Source organism: Paraburkholderia atlantica, from assembly GCF_000092885.1.
Lineage (GTDB): Bacteria > Pseudomonadota > Gammaproteobacteria > Burkholderiales > Burkholderiaceae > Paraburkholderia > Paraburkholderia atlantica.
This window is the reverse complement of record NC_014117.1, coordinates 763,438-781,142: the sequence shown is the minus strand read 5'-3', so window position 1 is coordinate 781,142 and position 17,705 is coordinate 763,438. Positions and strand designations below refer to the sequence as shown.

The following is a 17,705-nucleotide window of genomic DNA, read 5'->3' as shown; positions in this document are numbered from 1 at the left end:
CGAGGCGTCCCCTTGTTTAACGTTTTCGCGGGGACGTCCCTCTTTTCTGGCCGGTATCCGGGCTACGACACATCGATCCCGCCTTCCCACGCGTGACGCGCAGTGGCACACTCGCAGGTTGAACTTCCAACCTTGCAATTAGGACCGACCTGCATGAGCACATCACATGCGGTCGTTTACCGTTGCGGGGGCAGCGCAGGTTCGCGCATCCGGTTTTGGCACCGCGCGCGCCCTGCTTCCCGTTTAACTGCGCGCGCCGAAAAGCGCGCGCGGGCACCAGAGTGCGGGAAGTGTAGGAGCGACCTCGCGGGGCGTCAAGAAAGGTCCCCCGGAGCGCAAGCCGTTCTGTTGAATGCAGGTTATTGTCCGACGGATTGCCGGCCTCTTATCTTATGGTCGACGACACGACTCGCAACGAACCTGCACGAAGCGATGCTGTTACGTCTCGAAACGAGACAATTGTCGGAACCTGTAATATTCCGCGCTAAAATGCGATGTCTTTAGAGGACGCAGCACATGCTCACCGAACTCGAATCACTCTCCCAGAACATCGGCAAGCTGATTGCGATCAGCCAGCGCCACAACGAAGCGCGGATCGCGCTCGAAGAGCAGCTCGCGCAAACGCGTGCCGAAGTACAAGCCACGCACACCGAACTCGCACAATTGCGTGCCGAGCGCGACGCACTGCAAGCTGAACGCGACGCGCTGTCCGCCAAGATCGACGACGCTCAGGTGCGCCTGAATGCGATTCTCGAAAAATTGCCGCGCGCACGCGCGAGCAGCGAACCGGATAACCAGCTCGATCTGCTCGAGTCCGCCCAGCCCGAACACGAGGAAGCGGAAAGCGACGTGAGCCGACACGGAGAAAGCGCATGACCACCAAGCAGATCGAAGTATCGATTCTCGAAGTACCCTACCGTCTCGCCTGTTCGCCGGAAACGGAAGGCGCGCTGCTCGAGGCGGTCGCGCGCGTCGACGCCGAGATGAAGAAAATTCGCAGCGGCAGCAACGTGCGCGGCACCGATCGCATCGCGGTGATGGCCGCGCTGTCGCTGGCATCGGAACTGCTTAAGCTGCAAAGCAGTGTGCGACACGGAGAAGCATTTCCTGCTGAAGAAATCCGGCGTACAATGCAGCAAATGAACGAACAACTAGGTACTGTGATTGAGCAGTACAGCATGCAGTAAGCAGTAGTTGACTCAATAGCGGGCCGGTTTTGAACCGGTCAGTTGTTCAACGGTTTGTGTTGTAGCTTCATCGGTTTAGCTTCCCTGCCTGGTTCGCCAAGGTCATATATTCCTTGAACCAATGCCATGTGCACGGTTGCGGAAATTTGTAGCACGGGTGTGCGCGTCACTCTGTCTGATGTACCCGAAGTGTTGCTAACTGCGACCAATTCTGAACCCTCGGTTCAGGATGCCGGCCTAGCGGCTAAGGCGGGGACCTTATCTGGAACGGCATCGGACTTCGGTTCGATGCCGTTTTTCTTTGGTCGTCGTTTTTTCGTTTGAGTGCCTGTTTCAGGGGCTTTTCCGCACGCGCCCGCTATTGTCGCGCCTCGTTCAATCTCATACGCTCACTCCGATTCATGCGCTACTGGCTGATGAAGTCCGAACCGGACGAAGCAAGCATCGACGACCTCGCCAACGCACCGCATCGCACGTTGCCGTGGACCGGCGTGCGCAACTATCAGGCGCGCAACTTCATGCGCGACGTGATGCAGGTCGGCGACGGCGTGCTCTTCTACCATTCGAGCTGTCCGGAGCCTGGCATCGCGGGTATCGCGGAAGTCTCGTCGACCGCGTATCCGGACCCGACGCAGTTCGATAAAAAGAGTCCGTACTACGACGCGAAATCGTCGCCGGAAACGCCGCGCTGGATGCTCGTCGACGTCGTGTTCAAGAAGAAAATCCCGCTGATTTCGCTTGCCGCACTACGCGAGCATGCCGAATTGCAGAACATGCGCGTGCTCGCCAAAGGCAACCGTCTATCGATCACGCCGGTGACCGACGCCGAATGGCGCTTCATCACTAAACAGCTGGTTTAACGGCAAATGCGCGACGCGGGCACTGTCGTGATCGCGTCCAGGTCGTCGTTTCCGATGCGGCGGCGAAGCGCTAATTGGGGAACCAAGCGTCGGTAAAACCCGCCTAATCGGACGACGAAAGCGCGAGCTCGGACCAACCGCTAGACGGCACCCGATCCATTCGCCCGCGCAACCGTCAAACCGCGCGCCACATTGCGTCATCACGCGGCGCTCGCGTCGAACGTGCACAACCTGCTCAAACAAGGATTCCAGCCATGACGACAAAACCCGCACGGGCCCTTGCACTCGCGCTCGCCTTTGGCGCGCCTGTGGCGCTCGCGCTGAACTCGGCGCCCACTCGCGCGCAGACCATGATGCCGCAGCCTTCGGGAGTGCTGTCTCTGAATGCGCAGGCGAGCGCCGAAGTCCCGCAGGACGAAGTCGAAATCACGCTGTTTTACGAGCAGGAAGCGAGCGAGCCGTCGGCCTTGACATCGACGCTGAACCAACGCGCCGACGCGGCATTGCAGAAAGCGCGCGGCGTCGCCGGCGTGACCGCGCGCTCGGGCGCGTTCTCGATCTTCCCGTCGACGGACCGCGACGGACGCATCTCGGCGTGGCGCGGCCGCACGGAAGTCGTGCTCGAATCGCGCGACTTCGCCGCGGCCTCGAAGCTCGCCGGACAGATGGCATCGATCATGCAGGTGGGCAACGTGCGTTTCTCGCTGTCGCCGGAAGCGCAGCGCGCCGCCGAACAGCGGCTCAGCGGCGAGGCGATCAAATCGTTTCGCGAGCAGGCCGCGGCTTCTTCGCAGGCGTTCGGCTTTAGCGGCTATTCGATCCGCGAGGTCAACGTGAATCACAGTGGCGTGATGCCGCGTCCGATGATGATGATGAGCGCACGCGCGATGGGCGCCGACGCGAAGAACGCGCCGATGCCGCTCGAAGGCGGTACGTCGACGGTGACGGTCAACGTGTCGGGGTCGGTGCAGATGAAGTGACGCGCACGCGCGTACGCCAGCGCATCAAAGAGAAACGCCACGGCATCCATCGATGCCGTGGCGTTTTTTCATGCAGCGTTCGCTACGCCAGCCGGGGCACAGGTCAGTTCGCGCCGACCGCCTGCGCCGGCTCGCGACGCCCACGGCGATACGCCCACACCATCAGGCCGATGCCCGCGAGAATCATCGGCAGCGACAGCCATTGACCCATCGACAGCCCCATCGCGAGCAGGCCGAGGAAATCGTCCGGCTCGCGCGCGAATTCGACTGTGAAGCGCGCGAGGCCATAGCCGATCAGGAACATCGCGGAAATCGCGCCGAGTGGCTTCGGCTTGCGCGAGAAGAAGATCAGCACGAAAAACAGCGCCACGCCTTCGAGCGCGATCTCGTACAGCTCCGACGGATGCCGCGGAAGCATGTGATATTGCGCAAACACTTCGTTCAGATGCCATTGCGCGGCCAGTTGCGGATGCGCGGCGAGCCAGGTGGCGTCGTCGGGCGCGGCGCCGGGGAACAGCATCGCCCACGGCGCGGCCGGATCGGTGACCCGGCCCCACAGTTCGCCGTTGATGAAGTTGCCAAGCCGGCCTGCCGCGAGGCCCGTGGGCACCATCGGTGCGACGAAGTCGGTGACCTGCAGCCACGACCGCTTGCGCTGATACGCGAACAGCATCATCGCGATCGTGACGCCGAGAAAGCCGCCGTGAAACGACATGCCGCCTTCCCACACCTTGAAGATGTCGAGCGGATGCGCGAAATAGAAGCTGGCCTTGTAGAACAGCACATAGCCGAGCCGGCCGCCGAGGATCGTACCCAGCACGCCGAAGAACAGCATGTCGTCGATGTCCTTCGCGGTCCAGCCTTGCGCGGCGACGTACGGCAGCCGCAGCCGCAGCCGGGCGACGACGATCGCCGCGACGAACGCGACGAGGTACATCAAGCCATACCAGCGTACGGCGAGCGGCCCCAGATGGATGGCGACAGGGTCGAAATTCGGGTGAATGAGCATCGTGTAGTTATGGGCAGTTCAGGTTCGAAAGCAGTTTTACGGGAATAAAAAGCGGGATCTAGACACGCGACGCCACGCTCGCCGCATGCGCGCGCACGATATCGATGAAGCCCGCCAGCACCGGGCTGACCTCGTCGGTGCGCCAGACGAGGCCCGTTTCGATTGCGGGCACCGACTCGGACAGGGGCCGATACACGACGCCCGTGCGCCGCAGGTTACGCAACGATTGCGGCACCAGTGCGACGCCCATGCCGGCCGACACGAGACTCACGATGGTCTGCATCTGGATCGCCTCCTGGCCGATCCGCGGCGCGAGGCCGGCGACGCCGTAGCAATCCATAATGATGTCATAAAAGCCTGGCGCGAGACGTCTTGGGAAGACCACGAGCGGCGCGTCGCCGAGATCGCGCAGGCTGACGGGCGTATCGAGCCATTCGGCGGCGGGGTCTTCATTTGGCCTGCCCTTGCCGTTTTTGTTCATGCCGCCTTGCAAGCGTTGCGCCATCTCCGTCGACATCGCGATCACCAGCGGCTCGCGTGCGATCGGCAGCCATGACAGCTGCGCCGCATGCCGCGACGGCAGCGGTGCGATGACCAGGCCCGCGTCGATACGCCCAGCCATCAGTTCCTCGACCTGCACGTCGCTGGTCGCCTCCGTCAGCTCGAGCCGCACGCGCGGATGCCGCGCGCCGAAATCGCGCAGCAGGAGCGGCAGCAGGCCGTAATCCGCGGTCGACACGAATGCGAGCGACAGCACGCCCGCCTCGCCGCGCGCGAGGCTCTGCGCGAGCGGCCTCAACCCTTCCGCGGCCGCGAGCAGCCGCTGCACCTCAGGCAGCAGATCGGTGCCGACCGCGGTCAGCTCGACCGAACGCTTGGTGCGCGCGAACAGCTCGACGCCGAGCGTCTCTTCCAGCGCGCGAATCGCCTGCGACAGCGGCGGCTGCGTCATCGACAGACGCGCGGCTGCGCGCCCGAAGTGCTTTTCCTCGGCGACGGTGACGAAATAGCGCAACTGGCGCAGATCGGGAATCGTCGGCAGCATGATTAATATATTTTACGACCTAAATAGCCGGGAATAATACATGCGACGCGCGTCATGCAAAACCGCCTGTTTGCACGGTCTGGCGGAACTACACTGAACGGATGCGCGCGCGGACGCCGCCGCGCGCATTGATCAGAACAGCAAGACTTGGAGCTCCCCATGGCCTACAACCGTCGTTCTAAGAACATCACGCAAGGCATCGCGCGTTCCCCGAATCGCTCGATGTACTACGCGCTCGGCTATCAGAAGGAGGATTTCGACAAACCGATGATCGGCGTCGCCAATGGCCACTCGACGATCACGCCGTGCAACGCCGGCCTGCAGCGGCTCGCCGACGCGGCCGTCACCGCGATCAGGCGCGCCGACGCGAATCCGCAGACCTTCGGCACGCCGACGATCTCGGATGGCATGTCGATGGGCACCGAGGGCATGAAGTACTCGCTGGTATCGCGCGAGGTGATCGCCGACTGCATCGAGACCTGCGTGCAGGGGCAATGGATGGACGGCGTGGTCGTGATCGGCGGCTGCGACAAGAACATGCCGGGCGGCATGATCGGCCTCGCGCGCATGAATGTGCCGGGCATCTACGTGTATGGCGGCACGATCCGCCCGGGAAACTGGAAAGGCACCGATCTGACGATCGTGTCGTCGTTCGAGGCGGTCGGCGAATTCACGGCGGGCCGCATGTCGCAGGAGGATTTCGAGGGCATCGAGAAGAACGCATGTCCGTCGACCGGTTCGTGCGGCGGCATGTACACGGCCAATACGATGAGTTCGTCGTTCGAGGCGCTCGGCATGTCGCTACTGTATTCGTCGACGATGGCCAATCCCGATCAGGAGAAAGTCGACTCGGCCGCCGAATCGGCGCGCGTACTCGTCGAAGCGGTCAAAATGGATCTGAAGCCGCGCGACATCATCACGAAGAAGTCGATCGAAAACGCGGTTGCCTTGATCATGGCAACCGGCGGCTCGACCAACGCGGTGTTGCACTATCTGGCGATCGCGCACGCGGCCGAGGTCGAATGGACGATCGAGGACTTCGAGCGCATGCGCAAGAAAGTGCCGGTGATCTGCAACCTGAAACCGTCGGGCCAGTACGTCGCCACCGATCTGCACAAGGCGGGCGGCATTCCGCAGGTGCTGAAGATCCTGCTCGACGCCGGGCTGCTGCACGGCGATTGCATGACGATCACCGGTAGAACGATCGCCGAGGAGTTGAAGGACGTACCCAGCAAACCGCGCGGCGATCAGCAGGTGATCTTCCCGATCGATAAGGCACTGTACGCGGAAGGCCACCTCGCGATCCTGAAGGGCAATCTCGCCGAAGACGGCGCGGTCGCCAAGATCACCGGGCTGAAAAACCCGGTCATCACGGGCCCCGCGCGCGTATTCGACGACGAGCAGAGCGCGCTCGAAGCGATCCTCGCCGACAAGATCGTCGCCGGCGATGTCGTGGTGCTGCGCTATCTGGGCCCGAAGGGCGGCCCCGGCATGCCGGAGATGCTCGCACCGACCTCGGCGATCATCGGCAAGGGGCTCGGTGAATCGGTCGGGCTCATCACCGACGGCCGCTTCTCGGGCGGCACGTGGGGCATGGTGGTCGGGCACGTCGCGCCGGAGGCGTTCGTCGGCGGCACGATCGCGTTCGTGCAGGAAGGCGATTCGATCACGATCGACGCACACCAACTGCTGCTGCAGCTGAACATCGACGACGCCGAGTTGCAACGCCGGCGCGCCGCATGGCAGGCGCCGAAACCGCGCTACACACGCGGCGTGATGGCGAAGTATTTCGCGCTCGCGCTGCCGGCGAATCGGGGGGCGGTCACAGGTTAATTACTACAGCCGGCGCGCTCCGCTCCGCCGGACGAACCCGCCGGCACGCTACGCAAAAACGCAAGGGGCGCACGAAAATCCGTGCGCCCCTTTGCTCTTATAATGCGTGCACCACGAGCCGGGCATCTGCACTGGCGGAGACCATAATGAAATCGATGTCGTACGCAGCCGTAGCAGCTTCTGTTGCGCTCGCCGCCGCATTGAGCGCCACGAGTCCCGCAGTCCGTGCAGAAGCAGCCGGCCTCGCGCTCGCCCAGCAAAAGAACTGCATGAGCTGCCACTCGGTCACCCGCCCGTTCATGGGGCCGGCATTGCACGACGTTGCCATCCGGTATGCGGGACGCGACGACGCCGCGACCTATCTGAAGCACAAGATCCTCGATGGCAGCACCGGCGCATGGGGAACCGTGCCGATGCCCGCGAACACGCAGCTGACGCCGGATCAGGCAGCCACGCTGGCGGCCTGGGTACTGACACTCAAATAACGGACCTCTCGTGTCGCCGTGGCGTCAACGCGAGCGCCGCGCGATTTCTTCTTCCACCGCTTCACGTACCCAATCGGTCATCTCGGCTTCGAGCGTCTGCGCGACCTCGCGCGTGATCTGACTCACGAGCAGACTCGTGTGCTGCTGCACTGCATCGCGGCAGCGCGCCTCGATGATGCCGCGCCCTTCGCCTGTCAGAAAACTCTGGAAGCGTCCGTGCAAACGTGCGGCGAGTGCGTCGGCGTCGAGTGGGAGCTGAGCGGGAGCGGCTTCGTGCGCGCCCTCATGATCGAGATCCGGCGGTACGGTCGCGCCGGCTTCGAGCGGTATGAAGGGCTCGGTGCGATCGAACACGCCGGGCGACACCTCGGCCACGTCCTCATGCAGGCCTTCATGCGGGCCTTCATGCAGTTCCCCGTGCCCATGTCGCGCATGAATGCCGTGATGCGGCCGCGCCTGCTTTTTCGCGTGAGTGTGATCGGCCACGTGCGGCCGGTGAAGTTCAGTCTGCGCCGGCTCGGGCGCGAGAACCGGCTCCGGCGAACTCGGTTGCTCGGGTGTGGGCACTGGCTGCGGCGCGAGCACGGGCTCGGGCGCAAGCGTCGGTTCGGCCGGATGCGCGGCCGGCGGCGCGAACGCGGGCTCGGTGCGCAATCCCGGCTCGCGCGACGCCGGTTGCGCGGCGGCTGCGGCTGCGGGTTTGGCGCCCTGGGGCACAGGTGCGGCGGCATCGGCCGACGCCTCGCGCGTCTCGCGCGCGTGGCCCGGCACGAGGACCTCGCTCAGGACCGGAATCGAATTGTCGTGGGGATCGGACACGTGCGCTCTCCGTGTTTTGAGTCGAAGCCAGGGCTGGCGGTCCGCATGCCGCGCTCCTCGCGGCCATGACGCGAGAGCGGAACGAACTAGCCGCCCTGCTTGTAGTTGTTCAAAGCATAGCCGCGATCGCGATAGAAGCGATAGCGCTCGCGGCCCGCAGCGAGTTCCTCGTGTGCGTTACCGACCACTTCGAGCAACCTTTCGAAGCGCGCGAACTGCGCCGGTACCGTTGCGCCCAGATTGAGCAGCACCTGATGATGCGGCACGTCGTCGAGATTCGTGGCCAGCACGACGGGCGTATCGGCGGCAAGCGGCGTGCCCGCCATGCAGTGCGGTATGAAGTCGAGCGGCGAGAAGGTCCACAGCATTTCGTCGAACGCGCGCAGGCGCGCGGGCTCGGCCAGCACGACGAGCGGCTGGCCCGCCAGGTATGCCTTGCGCGCGAGGCGGCACGCGTACAGCAGCGAATCGCCGACGTTCGAGTGAAAGTCGATTCTCGTCATCGGCCGCCCCGCCCCGCTTGCCGCGCGCCGTGTGCGCGCTTACCGCACTGAGTCATTGGCCGGCGCGGTCGATCAGGAACTGCGCGAGCAGCGGCACCGGACGGCCCGTCGCGCCCTTCGCCGCGCCGCTCTTCCACGCGGTGCCCGCGATGTCCAGATGCGCCCACGGGTACGAATCGGTGAAGCGCGACAGGAAGCACGCGGCCGTCACGCTGCCCGCCGGACGTCCGCCGATGTTCGCGACGTCCGCGAAATTCGACTTCAGCTGATCCTGGTACTCGTCGTCGAGCGGCAGGCGCCAGGCCGGGTCGGCCGCTTCACGCGACGCGTCGAGCAGTTCGCCCGCGAGCGCGTCGTCCTTCGAGAACAGGCCGCTGTTGTGATGGCCGAGCGCGATGATGCAGGCGCCCGTCAGCGTTGCGATGTCGATCACCGCGGCCGGCTTGAAGCGCTCGGCGTAGGTCAAAGCGTCGCACAGAATCAGGCGGCCCTCGGCGTCGGTGTTCAGCACCTCGATCGTGAGGCCCTTCATGCTGGTGACGATGTCGCCCGGCTTGGTGGCCGTGCCCGACGGCATGTTCTCGACGGCCGGGATGATGCCGACCACGTTGATCTTCAGACCCATCTCGGCGACCGCGCGCAGCGTGCCGAGCACCGAGCCCGCGCCGCACATGTCGTACTTCATCTCGTCCATGCCCTCGCCCGGCTTCAGCGAGATGCCGCCCGTGTCGAACGTGACGCCCTTGCCGACCAGCACGATCGGCGCGGCCTTCGCGGCGCCGCCCTGGTACTGCAGCACGATGAACTGCGCCGGCTCGACCGCGCCTGCGGTGACCGACAGGAACGAGCCCATTTTCAGCGCTTCGCACTGCTTCTCGCCGAGCACCTCGACCTTCAGCTTCCAGTCTTTCGCGAGCTTCTTCGCGGTGTTCGCAATGTAGGTCGGCGTGCAGACGTTGCTCGGCAGATTGCCGAGGTCGCGCGTCAGGTCCATGCCGTTCGCGAGCGCGGCGCCCTGCTTGGCAGCGAGCTTGGTGGCCTTCTCGTCGCCGGTGTTGACGCTGAACACGATGCGCTTCAACGCGCGCGGCGTGTTGTCGGCCTTGCTCTTCATCTGCGTGAAGCGGTAGGTCAGCTCGCGCAGCGCGAGGATCGCGGCGCGCACGCACCAGTCGGCCGTGCGTTCGAGCACCGGCAGTTGCGCCAACGTGAACGTGACCTGCACGATCTTCGTGCCGAGCAGCGCGCGCCATGCCGCGCGGACCGCCTCGCCGTAGGCTTTCTGACTGAAAGCATCCTGTTTGCCGAGGCCGACGAGCAGTACGCGCGACGCGCCGATGCCCGACACTTCGTGCAGGAACAGCGTGGTACCCGCCTTGCCGTCCATGTCACCCGCCTTGATGATGCGCGTGAGCAGGCCCTTGGTGGCCGCGTCGATCTCCAGCGCGGCGCCCGACAGCGTTTGCGACTCGAACACACCGATCACGATGCAATCGGATTTCCCGGTCAGGAAACCGTTCGTCGAGCCTTTGGTCCAATCACAGGCTTTTATGCTAAAGTCCATCGCGCTTGTCCTCGGATAAAATCTGGGCTTAGGATGAAAGCCGCAATTATCCGCTATTTTTCCCGCGGCGGCTGCACCGGAGGCGTGACGGGAACGAACCCCCGCGTCGCCGTGAGCGCCCCCTCTCGTCATCAATAATGATCTTCGAACGCTCCCTCCAGCGCGAGCTCGCGTACACGGCTGGCGCCGTGTTCATGGTTCTCCTCACGCTCGTGCTGACGACGATGATGATCCGCATCGTCGGCTTCGCGGCCTCGGGTGAGATCGATCCGCGCGACGTACTGGTCCTGATCGGCCTCACCGTGATCGGCTATCTGGCCATCATGCTCGTCGCGACGCTATTCGTGTCGATCCTGTTCGTGCTCACGCGCTGGTACAAAGACTCCGAGATGGTCGTGTGGCTATCTTCGGGCGTCAGTCTCACGCAATTCATCAAGCCGATCGGTATCTTCGCCACGCCGATCATCATCCTGATCATGTTCTTCGTGTTCGTCGGCTGGCCATGGTCGAATCAACAGAGCAAGCTGATCCGCGCGCGCTTCCAGCAGCGCGACGAAGTCTCGCTGCTGGCTCCTGGGCAGTTCCGCGAATCGCCGAGCACGCACCGCGTGTTCTTCATCGAGAAGATGTCGCCCGACCAGGGGCACGTGGAAAACGTGTTCGTGACGAGCACCGAGGGTGGCAAGGTCAACGTCGTGGTGTCGAAGAACGGCCACGTCGAGACGCACAAGAACGGCGACCGCTTCGTCGTGCTTGAAAACGGCCGCCGCTACGACGGCGAGCCCGGCCACCCTGATTTCCGCATCATGGAGTTCGAGCGCTACGGCGTGAAGATCCAGAGCCAGCCGGTCGTCAATACGCCGACCACCACCGGCTTGCCGACGATGACGCTGCTGCGCAATCCGACCAACGAGAACCTCGCCGAATTCGCGTGGCGCGCCGGTCTGCCGTTGATCGCAATCAACCTGATGCTGCTCGCAATTCCGCTCGCGCACCAGAACCCGCGGCGCAGCCGCACGATCAACCTCGTGATGGCCGTGTTGATCTACCTCACCTATTCGAATCTGCTGAACGTCGTGCAGGCATGGATCGAGCAGGGCAAGATGTCGTTCGGCATCGGGCTCGTGATCCTGCACGTGATCGTGCTCGGCATCGTCGCGTTCATCTTCTGGATGCGGGTGCGCAATCGGCCGCTGTTCACGCGCGCCATGTTCAGCCGTTCGCAGGGAGCCTGACCGATGCGCATTTATGAAAGGTATTTCGCGCGTCAGATCTATCTCACGTTCGTCTTCATCCTGTTTGCATTCTCAGGTCTGTTCTTCTTTTTCGACCTGATCAACGAACTGAACTCGGTCGGCCACGGTAATTACAAGTTTCAGTACGCGGTGCTGCGCGTCGCGCTGCAAACACCGTCGCGCTTCTACGAAATCATTCCGGTCGCGGCGCTGATCAGCGCGATCTACGTGTTTGCGCAGATGGCGGCGAACTCCGAATACACGATCTTCCGAGTGTCCGGTCTCGCCACCAACCGGGCGCTGCGCTCGCTGCTGAAGATCGGCGTTCCGCTCGTGATCGTCACCTATCTGATCGGCGAAGTGGTCGGCCCGTACACGGATCAGCTGTCGGAGCGTGTGCGGCTCGAGGCGCTCGGCTCGTCGGTGTCGAGCAACTTCCAGTCGGGCGTGTGGGTCAAGGACACACTGACTGAGCGCGCCGACGGCGAGCAGGTCACGCGCTTCGTCAACGTCGGCGAACTGAGACCCGACGCGACGATCAGCAACGTGCGCATCTACGAGTTCGATTCGAAGTTCCGTCTGTCGAACATCCGCATCGCGCAGAGCGGCCGTTATCAACCGCCCGGTCACTGGCTGCTGACCGGCGTGACCGACACGCAACTGCTCGACGTGGCCCGTGCTCCCGGCACGCCGGCCGATGCGCTCAATCCGGTGTATCGCGCGAACCAGGTCACGCTGCCCGAGTATTCGCTGCGCTCGGAGCTGACCCCGCAGATTCTGTCGGTGCTGCTGGTGTCACCGGACCGGATGTCGATGTTCAATCTGTTCCGCTATATCCAGCATCTGACCGAAAACCATCAGGACACGCAGCGCTATGAAATCGCGCTGTGGAAAAAGGTACTGTATCCGTTCGCGGTGTTCGTGATGCTGGTGCTGTCGCTGCCGTTCGCGTATCTGCATACGCGCGCGGGCGTGGTCGGCGTGAAGGTGTTCGGCGGCATCATGCTCGGCATGAGCTTCCAACTGTTCAACACGCTGTTCTCGCACATCGGCACGCTCAATACGTGGCCTGCGCCATTGACCGCAGCGACGCCGGGGCTCATCTACCTGGTGCTCGGGCTCGTCGGGTTGAAGTGGGTCGACCGGCACTAACTCACAACGCCAAAGGGCGTTGAGGGCATCGTCAGGAGCTGACGCGATGGCTATCCACGGACTGATACTGTTTGGCCACGGCGCGCGTGATGCGCGCTGGCGCGAGCCGTTCGAGCGGCTCGCCGACAAGCTGCGCGCCGCGCGCGCGGCGACGGGCGAAGCTCAGGCGGTAACGCTCGCCTTTCTGGAACTGATGGAACCGGACCTTCCGACTGCCGTCGCGCAACTCGTCACGCAAGGCTGCGATGCGATCACCGTGGTGCCGGTGTTCTTCGGCCAAGGCGGACATGTCCGCCAGGATTTGCCCGCGCTCGTCGATCAATGCCGCGCCGCGCATCCCGGTGTCGAGATTCGCTGCGCGGTGGCGGTCGGTGAGGATGATTCGGTGCTGGATGCGCTCGCGCAGTACTGCTTGCGGCAACTCTGATTTTTTCGTTCTGCTTGTTCAGATTCGCCGCTGTCAGGCCGGCCCTGGCGGGGACATTCAGGCCGCGGCGACCAGCAGCCCGTTCGCCGAGCGCTTCACCTCGGTCTGCCGCGCCGCGAACGCCTCGCCAATCATCAACAGGCTCGGCTGCGACGCATCGACCCAGCACTGCGCAACGCCCGCCGCCAGATCTTCCAGCGTCAGCGTCAGCATGCGTTCGCGCGGCGTGCTGCACGCCTCGACGATCGCCACGGGCGTGGTCGCGGGCTTGCCGGCATCGATAAGCTGCTGCGCGATCTCGATGCCGCTGTCGCGGCCCATGTAGAACACCAGCGAATCGGCGTTGACCTGCTCGCGGATCTCGTCGGAACCGGGCGCGCGGCTGAACGTCGCGAGCGCGACGCTGCGCGACACGCCGCGCAGCGTCAGCGAACGCTTCAGCGTGGCCGCGCTCGCGAGTGCGGCGGTAATGCCCGGCACGACTTCATAGTCGATGCCCGCGGCTTCGAGCGCGCGCATCTCTTCGTCGGCACGGCCGAACAGCATCGGATCGCCGCCTTTCAAACGCACGACCACGTCGTGCTCCAAAGCCGCATCGACGATCTGCTTGTTGATGAACTGCTGGGCCGTCGATAGCTGGCCGCAGCGCTTGCCGACCGCAATGCGCTTTGCGCGCGCGGGCGCGTAGTCGAGCATTGCCGGCTCGACCAGCGCGTCGTGCAGCACCACGTCGGCGGCGCCGAGCAGCCGCGCTCCGCGTACCGTAATCAGGTCCGCGGCACCGGGTCCCGCGCCGATCAGATAAACCTTACCCATTGACCTCAACCTGTTCGTTGGAGCGTACGCGGCGGCGCGTTGCGCCGCCTGCGTGGCCTTCCGTCGCCTGCCTGCCAGCCGATGCCGTGCTCAGGCAGAAAATGCCCGGATCATGCCGGCCGCGACGGTGTGGTTCGTCGCCTCGTCGATCAGCACGAACGCGCCCGTGCCCTGATGCGCGTCGTACGCGTCGCACACGAGCGGCTTCTGCAAGGTCAGCGCGACACGACCGATGTCGTTCATCGCCAGTTCCTTGCGATCGGTCGCCTGCGACAGCGTATGCACGTCGAGCACTTCCTTGATCGCGCCGATCTTCGCGAACACCGTGTTGGTGGTCTGCTTCAGCAGATACTTGCGCTGCGTCGACAGCGGCGTGTCGTCGAACCAGCACAGGTCCGCTTCGAGCTTCTTCGCCGGTTCCGGCGCCGCTGCGCGCAGCACGAAGGTGTCGCCGCGCGACACGTCGACGTCTTCCGCGAGACGGATCGCCACCGTCTGACCGGCGAACGCGCGATCCACCTGCGCGGTGCCGCCGACCACCGGCGCGATGATCTCGGCCACGGTCGCTTCACGATTGGCCGGCAGCACGACGATCGTGTCGCCGAGCTTCACTTCGCCCGATTCGACGCGGCCCATATAGCCGCGGAAATCGTCGGCCTGGCTACCGTCCTGACGCGCGACCCACTGCACCGGGAAGCGCAGCGCCTCACCGCTCGCAGTTTCGACCGGCAGCGCTTCGAGCACGTCGAGCAGCGGCTGGCCCGCGTACCACGGCATGCGCTCGCTCGCGGTGACGATGTTGTCGCCCTTCAGCGCCGACACCGGCACGAAGCGCACATCCTGCAGACCGAGGTGACGCGCGAGCTCGACATACGCGTCGCGGATCTCGTTGAAGCGCGCTTCGCTGTAGTCGACGAGGTCCATCTTGTTGATCGCGACGATCACGTGCTGCAGACCGAGCAGCTTGACGATCGCGCTATGACGCTTGGTTTGCGGCAGCAGTTGCGCGACGCCGTTCTCGAACGTCACGCGCGTCGCGTCGACGAGGATGATCGCCGCATGCGCGGTCGACGCACCCGTCACCATATTGCGCGTGTACTGCTCATGGCCCGGCGTATCGGCGATGATGAACTTGCGCTTGGCGGTCGCGAAGTAGCGGTACGCGACGTCGATCGTGATGCCCTGCTCGCGCTCGGCTTCCAGGCCGTCGGTCAGCAGCGACAGATCGATTTCGTCGCCGACGGTGCGCTTGTTCTTCGCACGCGACAGCGCCGACAGCTGGTCGCTCAACACGGCCTTGCTGTCGTACAGCAGGCGGCCGATCAGCGTGCTCTTGCCGTCGTCGACGCTGCCCGCGGTGATGAAACGCAGCACGCCGAGGTCTTCTGGTTGATGAATACTGCTCATAATTCAATGCCCTCGTCGTGTGCTTAGAAATAACCTTGCTTCTTGCGCTGTTCCATCGCGGCTTCAGAGACCTGATCGTCCATCCGCGTCGCGCCGCGTTCCGTGATTTCGGTAACGGCGGTCTCGGCGATGATCTTCTCGATGTCGTCCGCGTCGCTTTCGACCGGGCATGTGCAGCTGATGTCGCCGACCGTGCGGAAACGCACCAGTGCCTGTTCGCTCGTCTCGCCTTCGCGCATCGGCGTGAGCGGCGTGACCGGCACCAGCAGGCCGTTGCGGCGCACGATCTCGCGCTGATGCGCGTAGTAGATCGACGGCAGTTCGAGCTGTTCACGCGCGATGTACTGCCACACGTCGAGTTCGGTCCAGTTCGAAATCGGGAACACGCGCATGTGTTCGCCGTTGTGCAGACGCGCGTTGTACAGGCTCCACAATTCCGGGCGCTGCGCCTTCGGGTCCCACTGGCCGAATTCGTCGCGGAACGAGAAGATGCGCTCTTTCGCGCGAGCCTTTTCTTCGTCGCGGCGCGCACCGCCGATCATCGCGGTATAGCCGTATTGCTCGATGGTTTCGAGCAGCGTGACCGCTTGCGCGGCATTGCGCGAATCCGTTTCGCGACGCAGACGCACGGTGCCGCGCTTGATCGAATCTTCGACATGGCCAACCACCAGTTCGGCGCCGATTTCCTGCGCGCGACGATCGCGGAAGTCGATCACTTCGTCGTAGTTATGACCGGTGTCGATATGCACGAGCGGGAACGGCAGCTGCGTCTTGCGGTTCGCGCCGAGGCCGAACGCCTTCAGTGCAAGCGCGAGCACCACGACGGAATCCTTGCCGCCCGAAAACAGCAGCGCCGGCTTGCTGCACTCGGCGACCAGTTCGCGCAGGATGTGAATCGACTCGGCTTCGAGCCAATCGAGGTGATCCATCCGGTTGACCGTGTTGGCAAGCGGAGCGTTGACAGCGGAATCGAGCGTGGTGCTCATAGCGGGTCCTTCGTTGGTTCGCCGGCAAGCGCATGCATGCGGGCGGAAGTATTCAAATCGGTTTCGGCGGCGGTCGAGTGCGAGCTCGGTGCGCGGCGCTCAGGCCGGCGCGTTTTCGTTGCGCTCGACCGCGATCGGGGTAATCGCCGTGATATGCAAGCCGCATTCCTTCGTATCGCGCGACTCCCACCACCAGCGCCCCGCCCGGCTGTCTTCGCCGGGGCGGATCGCACGCGTACACGGCTCGCAGCCGATGCTCGGATAACCGCGCGCATGCAGCGGATTGACCGGCACATCGAACGCCTTAAGATAATCCCAGACTTCGGCTTCGGTCCAGTCCGCGAGCGGGTTGAACTTGGCGATGTTGCGCGCGCCGTCGTGCTCTTCCTCGTGCAGCTCGGCACGCGTGACCGACTGCTCGCGGCGCTGCCCGGTCACCCAGGCGCTGACGTCGGCGAGCGCGCGATTGAGCGGCTCGACCTTGCGGATCTCGCAGCAGCGCTTGCGCAGCTCGACGCTTTCATAGAACGCGTTCAGGCCATGTTCGCCGACGTACTGCTCGACCGCGGCCGCCTGCGGATGAAACTGCTCGATGTCGTAACCGTAGCGCTCTTTCACGCGATCGAGCATGCCGAGCGTTTCCGCATGCAGACGGCCCGTGTTCAGCGAGAAGATGCCGATCTTCACGCCGCGCGACAGGATTGCGTGCGTGAGCAGCATATCTTCGGCGGCGAGGCTGCTCGCGAGCTTTACGTTCGCGTGACGCGCGGCGATCGAATCGAGCAGCGCGTCGAGTCGCTCGACCTTCGCCGCCAGCTCCGGGCTCAACGATTGGGCGGTGCTCATGCCGGCACCTTGTCGACGCCAGCCTGTGCGGCACGGCGGCGGAACAGCGGCGACGGGTCATCGACGGCACCCTGGTACTGCACGGTGAAATCGTCGAACGCCTTCAGCGCGTCGTTGATGTCCTTGTCCGCGCGCACCGCGAACGCGTCGAAGCCGCAGCGGAACATCAACCTGACCTGGTCGCGCAGCACGTCGCCGATCGCGCGCAGTTCGCCCTTGTAACCATAGCGCTCGCGCAGCAGACGGCCGATGCTGTAGCCGCGGCCGTCGCGGAACACCGGGAAGTCCACGGCGATCAGCGCGAGCTTGTCGAAGTCGCCGGCGATGTCCGCCGGTTCGCTATCCGGCGCGAGCCACACGCCGATTTCGGTGGCGCCGCGCGCGGCGACCAGCGCTTCACGCTCGGCCTGCCACAGCACCAGCGGCACGATGACCTTGCCGGCCGGCAGTTCGCTCACCGTCGGCAAAGCGCCGTCTTCCGCGGCACGCACGACGCTCCAGTCGTCGTTGACGATGTCGCGGTTCTTGATGATAGAAGCCATCTGTTCAGT

19 protein-coding genes, 1 other RNA gene and 1 riboswitch are annotated in these 17,705 nt (G+C 64.2%); of the genes, 10 read left to right on the top strand and 10 right to left on the bottom strand.

Going from position 1 to position 17,705, the window contains the following annotated elements; all coding sequences use genetic code 11:
* Positions 1–31: 31 nt before the first annotated feature.
* Positions 32–296: riboswitch (cobalamin riboswitch) on the bottom strand.
* Between the two features lie 220 nt (positions 297–516).
* From BC1002_RS03510 to BC1002_RS03495, 5 genes are all read left to right on the top strand, one after another.
* The gene (locus BC1002_RS03510) at positions 517–876 is read left to right on the top strand and encodes an ATPase (RefSeq protein WP_013088699.1); all 360 of its coding nucleotides are present in this window, start codon (positions 517–519) and stop codon (positions 874–876) included.
* A complete protein-coding gene (locus BC1002_RS03505; RefSeq protein ID WP_013088698.1) occupies positions 873–1,187 on the top strand; it encodes a cell division protein ZapA in 315 nt (104 codons plus the stop codon). The genes BC1002_RS03510 and BC1002_RS03505 overlap by 4 nt, the downstream gene beginning before the upstream one ends.
* A 78-nt stretch (positions 1,188–1,265) precedes the next feature.
* Positions 1,266–1,447, top strand: a non-coding RNA gene (gene ssrS / locus BC1002_RS35870) — 6S RNA.
* A gap of 141 nt (positions 1,448–1,588) precedes the next feature.
* Positions 1,589–2,047, top strand: a complete 459-nt coding sequence (locus BC1002_RS03500) for an EVE domain-containing protein (protein ID WP_013088697.1) — start codon at positions 1,589–1,591, stop codon at positions 2,045–2,047.
* Positions 2,048–2,301: 254 nt separating this feature from the next.
* Complete coding sequence (locus BC1002_RS03495; protein ID WP_013088696.1) at positions 2,302–3,027, top strand: SIMPL domain-containing protein; 726 nt, start codon at positions 2,302–2,304, stop codon at positions 3,025–3,027.
* 103 nt (positions 3,028–3,130) lie between these two features.
* On the opposite strand, the gene lgt is transcribed toward BC1002_RS03495, so the two are convergent.
* Positions 3,131–4,036 carry a prolipoprotein diacylglyceryl transferase gene (gene lgt / locus BC1002_RS03490; protein WP_013088695.1) on the bottom strand — a complete coding sequence of 302 codons (906 nt, stop codon included), beginning with the start codon at positions 4,034–4,036 and terminating at the stop codon, positions 3,131–3,133.
* Positions 4,037–4,094: 58 nt separating this feature from the next.
* Positions 4,095–5,081: a LysR family transcriptional regulator gene (locus tag BC1002_RS03485; protein WP_013088694.1), complete on the bottom strand. Its 987-nt coding sequence runs from the start codon at positions 5,079–5,081 to the stop codon at positions 4,095–4,097.
* A gap of 159 nt (positions 5,082–5,240) precedes the next feature.
* On the opposite strand from BC1002_RS03485, the gene ilvD reads away from it, so the two are divergent.
* On the top strand, positions 5,241–6,914 hold the full coding sequence (ilvD, locus tag BC1002_RS03480) for a dihydroxy-acid dehydratase (protein ID WP_013088693.1): 1,674 nt from the start codon (positions 5,241–5,243) through the stop codon (positions 6,912–6,914).
* 146 nt (positions 6,915–7,060) lie between these two features.
* Entirely contained in the window at positions 7,061–7,399 is a 339-nt protein-coding gene (locus BC1002_RS03475; RefSeq protein WP_013088692.1) for a c-type cytochrome, read from the top strand.
* Positions 7,400–7,423: 24 nt separating this feature from the next.
* On the opposite strand, the gene BC1002_RS03470 is transcribed toward BC1002_RS03475, so the two are convergent.
* The 3 genes from BC1002_RS03470 to BC1002_RS03460 all read right to left on the bottom strand — a co-directional run bounded on the left by BC1002_RS03470 (position 7,424) and on the right by BC1002_RS03460 (position 10,285).
* Positions 7,424–8,218 carry a DUF2486 family protein gene (locus tag BC1002_RS03470; protein ID WP_013088691.1) on the bottom strand — a complete coding sequence of 265 codons (795 nt, stop codon included), beginning with the start codon at positions 8,216–8,218 and terminating at the stop codon, positions 7,424–7,426.
* An 86-nt stretch (positions 8,219–8,304) separates the two neighbouring features.
* Positions 8,305–8,721, bottom strand: a complete 417-nt coding sequence (locus BC1002_RS03465; RefSeq protein WP_013088690.1) for a DNA polymerase III subunit chi — start codon at positions 8,719–8,721, stop codon at positions 8,305–8,307.
* 52 nt (positions 8,722–8,773) lie between these two features.
* Positions 8,774–10,285 (bottom strand): leucyl aminopeptidase, encoded by a 1,512-nt coding sequence (locus tag BC1002_RS03460; protein ID WP_013088689.1) that lies wholly within the window; start codon positions 10,283–10,285, stop codon positions 8,774–8,776.
* Positions 10,286–10,422: 137 nt separating this feature from the next.
* Between BC1002_RS03460 and lptF the strand changes: the two genes are divergently transcribed.
* The 3 genes from lptF to BC1002_RS03445 are packed head-to-tail and all read left to right on the top strand — an operon-like array spanning position 10,423 to position 13,099.
* Positions 10,423–11,520 carry an LPS export ABC transporter permease LptF gene (lptF, locus tag BC1002_RS03455; RefSeq protein ID WP_013088688.1) on the top strand — a complete coding sequence of 366 codons (1,098 nt, stop codon included), beginning with the start codon at positions 10,423–10,425 and terminating at the stop codon, positions 11,518–11,520.
* 3 nt (positions 11,521–11,523) lie between these two features.
* A complete protein-coding gene (gene lptG, locus BC1002_RS03450; RefSeq protein ID WP_013088687.1) occupies positions 11,524–12,672 on the top strand; it encodes an LPS export ABC transporter permease LptG in 1,149 nt (382 codons plus the stop codon).
* Positions 12,673–12,718: 46 nt separating this feature from the next.
* Entirely contained in the window at positions 12,719–13,099 is a 381-nt protein-coding gene (locus tag BC1002_RS03445; protein ID WP_013088686.1) for a sirohydrochlorin chelatase, read from the top strand.
* 57 nt (positions 13,100–13,156) lie between these two features.
* Here BC1002_RS03445 and cobA read toward each other — a convergent pair whose 3' ends face one another.
* The 5 genes from cobA to BC1002_RS03420 form a co-directional block, all read right to left on the bottom strand.
* Entirely contained in the window at positions 13,157–13,915 is a 759-nt protein-coding gene (cobA, locus tag BC1002_RS03440) for a uroporphyrinogen-III C-methyltransferase (RefSeq protein ID WP_013088685.1), read from the bottom strand.
* A gap of 90 nt (positions 13,916–14,005) precedes the next feature.
* A complete protein-coding gene (locus BC1002_RS03435) occupies positions 14,006–15,322 on the bottom strand; it encodes a sulfate adenylyltransferase subunit 1 (protein WP_013088684.1) in 1,317 nt (438 codons plus the stop codon).
* A gap of 23 nt (positions 15,323–15,345) precedes the next feature.
* Entirely contained in the window at positions 15,346–16,308 is a 963-nt protein-coding gene (cysD, locus tag BC1002_RS03430; RefSeq protein WP_013088683.1) for a sulfate adenylyltransferase subunit CysD, read from the bottom strand.
* Between the two features lie 99 nt (positions 16,309–16,407).
* Positions 16,408–17,154 (bottom strand): phosphoadenylyl-sulfate reductase, encoded by a 747-nt coding sequence (locus BC1002_RS03425; protein ID WP_013088682.1) that lies wholly within the window; start codon positions 17,152–17,154, stop codon positions 16,408–16,410.
* A complete protein-coding gene (locus tag BC1002_RS03420; RefSeq protein WP_013088681.1) occupies positions 17,151–17,696 on the bottom strand; it encodes a DUF934 domain-containing protein in 546 nt (181 codons plus the stop codon). Before BC1002_RS03420 ends, BC1002_RS03425 begins: the two co-directional genes overlap by 4 nt.
* Positions 17,697–17,705: the final 9 nt, after the last annotated feature.

What these genes read in the sequence shown, in the direction of transcription:
- cobA (WP_013088685.1), bottom strand. Translation starts at nt 13,915, where the DNA reads ATGGGTAAGGTTTATCTGATCGGCGCGGGACCCGGTGCCGCGGACCTG.
- BC1002_RS03485 (WP_013088694.1), bottom strand. Translation starts at nt 5,081, where the DNA reads ATGCTGCCGACGATTCCCGATCTGCGCCAGTTGCGCTATTTCGTCACC.
- lptG (WP_013088687.1), top strand. Translation starts at nt 11,524, where the DNA reads ATGCGCATTTATGAAAGGTATTTCGCGCGTCAGATCTATCTCACGTTC.
- BC1002_RS03495 (WP_013088696.1), top strand. Translation starts at nt 2,302, where the DNA reads ATGACGACAAAACCCGCACGGGCCCTTGCACTCGCGCTCGCCTTTGGC.
- BC1002_RS03435 (WP_013088684.1), bottom strand. Translation starts at nt 15,322, where the DNA reads ATGAGCAGTATTCATCAACCAGAAGACCTCGGCGTGCTGCGTTTCATC.
- BC1002_RS03420 (WP_013088681.1), bottom strand. Translation starts at nt 17,696, where the DNA reads ATGGCTTCTATCATCAAGAACCGCGACATCGTCAACGACGACTGGAGC.
- BC1002_RS03460 (WP_013088689.1), bottom strand. Translation starts at nt 10,285, where the DNA reads ATGGACTTTAGCATAAAAGCCTGTGATTGGACCAAAGGCTCGACGAAC.
- BC1002_RS03500 (WP_013088697.1), top strand. Translation starts at nt 1,589, where the DNA reads ATGCGCTACTGGCTGATGAAGTCCGAACCGGACGAAGCAAGCATCGAC.
- BC1002_RS03475 (WP_013088692.1), top strand. Translation starts at nt 7,061, where the DNA reads ATGAAATCGATGTCGTACGCAGCCGTAGCAGCTTCTGTTGCGCTCGCC.
- BC1002_RS03505 (WP_013088698.1), top strand. Translation starts at nt 873, where the DNA reads ATGACCACCAAGCAGATCGAAGTATCGATTCTCGAAGTACCCTACCGT.
- lptF (WP_013088688.1), top strand. Translation starts at nt 10,423, where the DNA reads ATGATCTTCGAACGCTCCCTCCAGCGCGAGCTCGCGTACACGGCTGGC.
- cysD (WP_013088683.1), bottom strand. Translation starts at nt 16,308, where the DNA reads ATGAGCACCACGCTCGATTCCGCTGTCAACGCTCCGCTTGCCAACACG.
- ilvD (WP_013088693.1), top strand. Translation starts at nt 5,241, where the DNA reads ATGGCCTACAACCGTCGTTCTAAGAACATCACGCAAGGCATCGCGCGT.
- BC1002_RS03425 (WP_013088682.1), bottom strand. Translation starts at nt 17,154, where the DNA reads ATGAGCACCGCCCAATCGTTGAGCCCGGAGCTGGCGGCGAAGGTCGAG.
- BC1002_RS03445 (WP_013088686.1), top strand. Translation starts at nt 12,719, where the DNA reads ATGGCTATCCACGGACTGATACTGTTTGGCCACGGCGCGCGTGATGCG.
- BC1002_RS03510 (WP_013088699.1), top strand. Translation starts at nt 517, where the DNA reads ATGCTCACCGAACTCGAATCACTCTCCCAGAACATCGGCAAGCTGATT.
- lgt (WP_013088695.1), bottom strand. Translation starts at nt 4,036, where the DNA reads ATGCTCATTCACCCGAATTTCGACCCTGTCGCCATCCATCTGGGGCCG.
- BC1002_RS03465 (WP_013088690.1), bottom strand. Translation starts at nt 8,721, where the DNA reads ATGACGAGAATCGACTTTCACTCGAACGTCGGCGATTCGCTGCTGTAC.